General features: G+C 63.9%; 6 protein-coding genes. 4 read left to right on the top strand and 2 right to left on the bottom strand.

Annotated features, from left to right (window positions below; translation table 11 throughout):
* Positions 1 to 138 precede the first annotated feature (138 nt).
* Positions 139 to 351: a Uma2 family endonuclease gene (locus tag QZY44_RS29955; protein ID WP_295456371.1), complete on the bottom strand. Its 213-nt coding sequence runs from the start codon at positions 349 to 351 to the stop codon at positions 139 to 141.
* 228 nt (positions 352 to 579) lie between these two features.
* Here QZY44_RS29955 and QZY44_RS29950 point away from each other — a divergent pair, with 228 nt between their 5' ends.
* From QZY44_RS29950 to QZY44_RS29940, 3 genes are read left to right on the top strand one after another with little or no spacing between them, the layout of a single operon-like run.
* The gene (locus QZY44_RS29950; protein ID WP_295456369.1) at positions 580 to 1,845 is read left to right on the top strand and encodes a cell surface protein; all 1,266 of its coding nucleotides are present in this window, start codon (positions 580 to 582) and stop codon (positions 1,843 to 1,845) included.
* Positions 1,842 to 2,756: a DUF6384 family protein gene (locus tag QZY44_RS29945; RefSeq protein WP_295456367.1), complete on the top strand. Its 915-nt coding sequence runs from the start codon at positions 1,842 to 1,844 to the stop codon at positions 2,754 to 2,756. The genes QZY44_RS29950 and QZY44_RS29945 overlap by 4 nt, the downstream gene beginning before the upstream one ends.
* An 8-nt stretch (positions 2,757 to 2,764) precedes the next feature.
* The gene (locus tag QZY44_RS29940) at positions 2,765 to 4,051 is read left to right on the top strand and encodes a hypothetical protein (protein WP_295456365.1); all 1,287 of its coding nucleotides are present in this window, start codon (positions 2,765 to 2,767) and stop codon (positions 4,049 to 4,051) included.
* Here QZY44_RS29940 and QZY44_RS29935 read toward each other — a convergent pair.
* Positions 4,036 to 5,145, bottom strand: a complete 1,110-nt coding sequence (locus QZY44_RS29935; protein ID WP_295456363.1) for a PilZ domain-containing protein — start codon at positions 5,143 to 5,145, stop codon at positions 4,036 to 4,038. The genes QZY44_RS29940 and QZY44_RS29935 overlap by 16 nt on opposite strands.
* Positions 5,146 to 5,512: 367 nt before the next feature.
* On the opposite strand from QZY44_RS29935, the gene QZY44_RS29930 reads away from it, so the two are divergent.
* A complete protein-coding gene (locus QZY44_RS29930; protein WP_295456361.1) occupies positions 5,513 to 6,223 on the top strand; it encodes a response regulator transcription factor in 711 nt (236 codons plus the stop codon).
* Positions 6,224 to 6,273 lie beyond the last annotated feature (50 nt).

Raw genomic sequence — 6,273 nt, 5'->3', positions numbered from 1 at the left:
TCGCGGCTAAAGCCGCTCCCACCGGCTAAAGCCTCGACCGGTTGCTGACGGGCCGGCTGGCCGTCCTGGAATTCCGGCTGGTCGCAGAAGGCGACCAGGTCCGGATAGGTGCCGGCATTGGCGGCGCGGATGCGCACCTTACATGTCGGCGGCGTAGACTTGGCAGGGACGGCCCTTCATCTGGGTCCGTAGTTCGCTGGCGACATTGACCACGATGGCATTGTGGGCCGCGCTCGCCCCGGTCATGGCGTAGACCTCGCCGCCGAGATACTCGCTACGGTCCTCCAAGTTCGCGCGCTCGCCGGCCAGCCAGTCATCGAAGCTTACATGGGGCTTGGGTTGCAGTGACATGGGGGGCCTCCCGGTGTTGGGGTTGGGGCGATTATAGACCCGGACCTTGGGTGGGCGAGGGTGCCGCGGTCCCTCTCGGCGTCGGTCGCCCTGAAGGGCGACCGACATGCCCCCGGTCAAGGCCGCCAAGCCCGGCGCCGGTGTAAACTCCCCTGATCGCCACCATGTTCCCAAGGCTTCTGCCCGCCCGCGGGCCAGCCCCGATACCCCACCGACTCCGGAGTCACCATGAGCACCACCGAGACCGCCACCACCGTCGGCGCCGCCGCGACGGCCAACGCGACTGCCATCGCCCGGGCGACCCCCATGCAGTATCTTGACAAGGCCATGAACGGTCTGCAGGACCTGGGGCTGGTGCCCGCCGAGGGCGCCAAGCAGCTCGATCCCATCATCGCGCTCCTGAACCAGATCTCGGAACTGGACGAGGCGCGCGTCACCGCCATCGCCCGCACCCTGAACCAGTCCTCGCTCTTCAACGACGTGGTGCGTCGCGAAGTCCAGGCCATGGAGATCGGCAGCCGCTACGAGGAGATCACCAACGCCTTCAACAGCATCCGTGATGACGCCAAGACCATGGTGGACCAGATCGCGGACGGCAAGCTCGACAGCTTCGAGCGCCTGGGCAACGTCTGGATGAAGGTCACCCGCGGCGACATCGCCAGCCGTTTCGACAAGATCAAGGGCACCTATCTGGACGTGACCGCCGCCACCAGCGACCAGATCCAGCGCGAGCAGCGGATTCTGGAGGCCTATCAGGATTTCCGCGGGGCGCTCAAGCAGTCCGAGGTGCTGGCGTTGGAGGTGCTCAAGACCGCCCAGGGCCGCCTCGACGCGGCCAAGGAGGCCGTCCAATGGGCGATGAAGGTGATCGACTCGGCCGGCGCCCCCGGTGCGTCCCAGGACGCGGCGGACCGTGCCCGTCTGGAACTGACCCGGGACGAGCAGGTGCGCGCGCTGCAACAGGAGGAGAAGCGCTACCAGATCGCCAAGGACCTGTCGGATAACCTGACGGTGTCCTACAACACCTCCGAGGTCGTCATGGCGCGCCTGCTCCAGACCACCAATGCCAAGGAACGGGTCTATTCGCAGGCGATCAGCTTCTTCAGTACCAATGAGGTGGTCCTGACCGCGCTCACCGCCTCCTTTACCGGCATGTTCGGTCTGCACGAGGCGACCCAGACGGTGGAGGCGATGAAGGATGGGGTGAGCAAGTCACTGGAGGTACTGGCGGAGATGGGCGGCAAGGTCCAGGAGGCGGCGGTGCGCGCCGGCTATGGTCCGACCATCCGCGCCGATTCGGTCAAGAAGCTAGTGGAGTCGGTGGTCTCCTGGCAGACCAAGTCCTACGAGATCATCGAGGAGATGCGCACACAGAGCACCCAGAACGCCAACGAGATCCGCGACGCGGTGGAGGACGGCAAGCGCAAGCTGGCGCGCCTGGCGGAGCAGGGCAAGGGGCTTGAGCTGACCATCGGGAAGAACGCGCCATCATGAGCGAGCCGGTGGCGATTGATCGGGCGGCCACCAAGCCGCCGCTCGATGAGGTCATGCTCGCCATGGACGTGGTGGATACGCTGCGGCGGCGCGAGCGCCTTGCCACGAGCGAGCTGGACGACCTGGGCCGCGAGGAAGACCTGGTCGCACGCCTGCGCAAGATTTACGCGGACCAGGGCCTGGAGGTCCCGGATCGCGTGATCGAGCAGGGCGTGGCCGCGCTCAAGGAGGAGCGTTTCACCTATCAGCCGCCGCCGGACACCCTCGGCACCCGGTTGGCGTTGCTCTATATCCGGCGCGGGACCTGGGGCAAATGGCTGGGCGGTATCATTGCGGTGGGCGTCCTGGCGGTTGGAGTCGGCTATGCACTCTGGGTTGCCCCCGCTGCCTCCATCGCCAAAGACCTGGCCCGCGTCCACACGCAGGCACTCGCGGCTGCCAAGACCGACCAGGCGCGCGACGCCATCGAGCGCACGTTCAACGCCGGCGAGGCCGCCCTGCGCACCGGGGACAAGGGGCGGGCCAAGGCGGCGCTCGGTCAGCTTCAGTCCGACCTCGCCATCCTCGCACAGGAGTATGTGGTGCGGATCGTCAGCCGTCCGGGGGTGCAATCCGGGCTTTTTCGCGTCCCGAACGTCAACACCGGGGCGCGCAATTACTACGTCATCGTCGAGGCGGTGGACCCGGCCGGGCGCGTGCTCCGGCTACCGATCGCCAACGAGGAGACGCGCCAGACCTCGAGCGTGGATATTTGGGGCCTGCGGGTGGACCAGCCCACCTATGAGGCGGTCAAGCGCGACAAGCAGGACGACGGCATCATCGAGCGGGACCGCTTCGGCTATAAGCCTCGCGGCGCGTTGGTGCCCCATTATGAGATGACAACGACCGGTGGGGCGATCACCAAATGGTGAGTAAAGATATGGTTTCCGGCAGACAGACCCTGGCGCGCCTCGAGGAGGCGGTCACTGCCGCGCGCGCCCAGGCCGCGGCGGTGCAGGGTGAGCTCGCGGCGGTCAATCAGCAGCTGCAGGCGCAGCGCGATCGTGAGACCAAGGACTATCAGGACCTGGCACGGCTGCGTTTGGGCGAACTCGGCGATACCACACTAGTGGAGCGGCTGGACCAGGCGCAGCTCACCGTGGCGGCCTTGCTCGCCCCGCGCCAGACAGCCCTGGCCGAGCTGCAGGCGCAACTGGAGACGGCCGCGGCGGCAGCGCGTGCGTTGGCAGCACAGCGCACCAGTGAGGCCGCGGCGGTCGACGCGGCCGCCCAGGCCTTGGACGCGGCGCAGGCCAGGACCCAGGCGCGGCTGGCGGCGGACCCCGACTACCAGGGCCGGCGCGAACGCGCCCAAGCGGCGCAACGCACGGCGGCCCAATCGGAGGAGAAGGCGACCCAGAGCGCCGCGGAGCGCGAGCAGAAGGGGGCCTCCTACCGTGCCGACCCGCTCTTCATGTACCTGTGGGAGCGCCGGTTTGGCCTGCCCGAGTATCGCGGCTGGGGGCTCACCCGGTCTCTCGACGGCAAGGTCGCCCGGCTCATCGGCTTTGCCGACGCCCGCGCCAACTATGACCGCTTAAACGCGATCCCCGAGCGCCTGCGTGAACACGCCGCCACCCTCAAGGCCCAGGCCGAGGCCGATTTTGCCGTGCTGCGCTCCCTGGGCGAGGCCGCCCGGGTGGCCGACGGCGTCCCGGCACTGGAGGCGCAGTTGGCGCAGGCGCAGACCCAGCTTGCCGCCACTGAGGAGCGACTTATCCAGGCCGAGTCCGCCCGTGAGGTGCTCCAGGCGCGGACCTCACGCTATACCTGCGGTGAGGACGAGCATTCCCGGCAGGCGCTGGAGTTCCTGTCCGCCGAGCTCACGCGCGATGATCTGCTGGAACTGCGCCGGGCGGCCCTGGCCACCCCCACGGCGGACGATGACCTGATCGTCGCCCGCCTGATGCAGGCAGAGGATGAGCGCCGTCGGCTCGAGGCGTCCGTGCAGGGGCTGCACGAGGCGCTCGCCGACCAGCAGCGGCGTGTCGCCGAGGCGCAGGCACTGTGCGCGGACTTCAAGACCAGCCGCTATGACCGCGCCGGCTCCAGCTTTGATAACGAGGCGGTGATCACCACGGCGCTGGCCGAGTTTGTGCGCGGCACAGCCGACCGCCAACGGGTCTGGCGCACCCTCCAGGAGCAGCAGCGCTATCGCTCGGAGTAATCCGACCCCGACGTTGGGTCCGGCGGCTCCGGCGACGGTACCGTCTGGGGTGGCGACCGGGCGAAGTCGTCGGTCACCTCGGTGGCTCCTCTCAGGCTCAAGGAGCCTGGGTTGGTTGCGCCATGCACCTGCTTGTGCACATTTTGCAGCAAGACCAATTCCTCCCAAATCTCAGCGGGCCAACCCGAGCCGGCATGACCAACATCCAACAGTTCCAAGAAGAATTTGGAAAATGCCTGGTCATTATGCCATACGGCGATGAGGTAAGCCAGTACCGCCGGAAACTGTACCTCGATTGCGCAACGGCTATTGCTGACGGGTGCACCGGGCTTCTTACCGGTACGTGATGACTCACTAAGAGCTGGCGCTATGTCTGTTCTCGGCAGGCGGCGCAATAGCGAACCGATCAAGGGTGCGATGCTGTCTCTGGGATGCTCGAATTCCAGGTTTACGAGATGCAGGTTTGATCCGTCGAATCTTATCCGATGTGTTGTTTGGATGCCAATAACACGCGCCCTCAACCTCAGTTCAGCCGGATGGTCAGGGCACGCAACCGCAAGGCTGATGCTCTGATCTTGCTCATACCAATTGACCGTGTGCAGGATGAATCGCCCGGCGGCGATCTTCTCCAGGACCTTTCGGAAATCTTCGGGATTACGGGTGCTGACCTGGACCTCGGGGAACAGGTCGGCCGACCCCTTGCGTTTGACACCTTGCGCTTGGCCGCTAAGCATTTTCAGCAGTTTTTCCAATCTAACGTGACTCTCGGGCATAAGGCTGGAAAAACGTACAACAATCAGATATTGATTGTTTGGTAATAGTGCGGTACGCAGGATTTTGGCATGAATCGAAATATGCTGATCCCGCACCCATGGCAGATTGACCAGTAACGAACTGACTCCTCTTGGCAGAGGTTCCGACGCGGTGAAAATCGCTCCGCCCCAAGAGATTTCCTGATTCAAGGCTGACATTGACTCGCCCTTGTCCGGCAAAATCAGCTGGACGGGCGCCTGTAAAGAAAACCGCTGGTGACGGCGGCGTTCTATGGTAGCCGGCATTTCCTGGGACTTTTTCCAGACTTCAACTCCTGCCATTTTGCCGCCTCGGCGTCGCATTTAATCAATGCATCTAAGGTTAGCTGTAGAATCAGCAGTGGCAACTATTGCGAATCCGTCACGGCCAGTGCACGGGCCCGACCAGTACTGGCGGTAGTATAACGAGGCAAAGTCCCAAGAAAGACAAGATAGCCTGAGACTGTTTTGAGACTTTTGGAAATTAATATATTGTATTTATATTGGTTCTGTGAGATCGCTGGCTGAACGCCGCAATCCGCCGTTCGACAGCGGATCTCCATGTGGCGCGGCAAAGTCCCAAGAAAGACATGACAAACTGTCATTTTTGTGACATTCTGTCAGGAATATTGTTCTATCCTAATCGCTTGCTGCAATGAAACCGCTTGCCATGCTCCGTCATCTGACCGCTCTGTATGTGGAGGACGACCCCATGCAGCGCACCGTGACGAGCGAATGGCTATTAAGTTTTTTTAACAATGTACGGATGGCCGAGAACAGTGAGGACGGCCTGCGGTTATTCGCGGAGGGCCCCGTCCATCTGGTGATCACCGACCTCAAGATGCCGGGCATGAACGGTCTCGAGTTGGCCGCGGCGATCCGCCGGCAGGATCGCACGGTCCCCATCCTCATGCTCAGCGCCTATACTGAAACCGCCGATCTGCTGGCCGCGGCCCGGCTCCATCTGGTGGATTACCTGCTCAAACCCTTGTCCTGGGAACGCCTCAAGGCCGCACTCGAGTGTGCGGCCCTGGGTCTGCTCGCCGAGGGCCGGGTGTTCGTCCAGTTGGATGCCGACACGACGTATTGTGTTGCCGACGGCTGTCTGCACCGTCTGGAGCAACGGATCCCGCTGACCCTCCGCGAACGGGCACTGCTCGATCTGCTGGCGGCGCATCGTGGCCAGTGGCTGAGCAAGCAACGCCTGCTGGACAGGCTCTACGGTGCGACTGATACCGGCAGCGAGGCGAGCCTGAAGAATGTGATCCTGCGCCTGCGCCATAAGATCGGGACGGACGCGATTGTCAATCGGTATGGCGTTGGCTATCGGCTGGGTGATCAGCAGGGGACCTTGGTCGCAAGACCACCCACCGCCATGTGATATCCGCAACCGGCACGTCTCCAGATTGGCGTATCCTTGGGCGCTCACCG

It is taken from the genome of uncultured Thiodictyon sp. (assembly GCA_903837595.1).
In the GTDB taxonomy this organism is placed as follows: Bacteria; Pseudomonadota; Gammaproteobacteria; order Chromatiales; family Chromatiaceae; genus Thiodictyon.
Note: the sequence above shows the minus strand (reverse complement) of the source record. Positions and strands in the feature narration are given on the sequence as shown.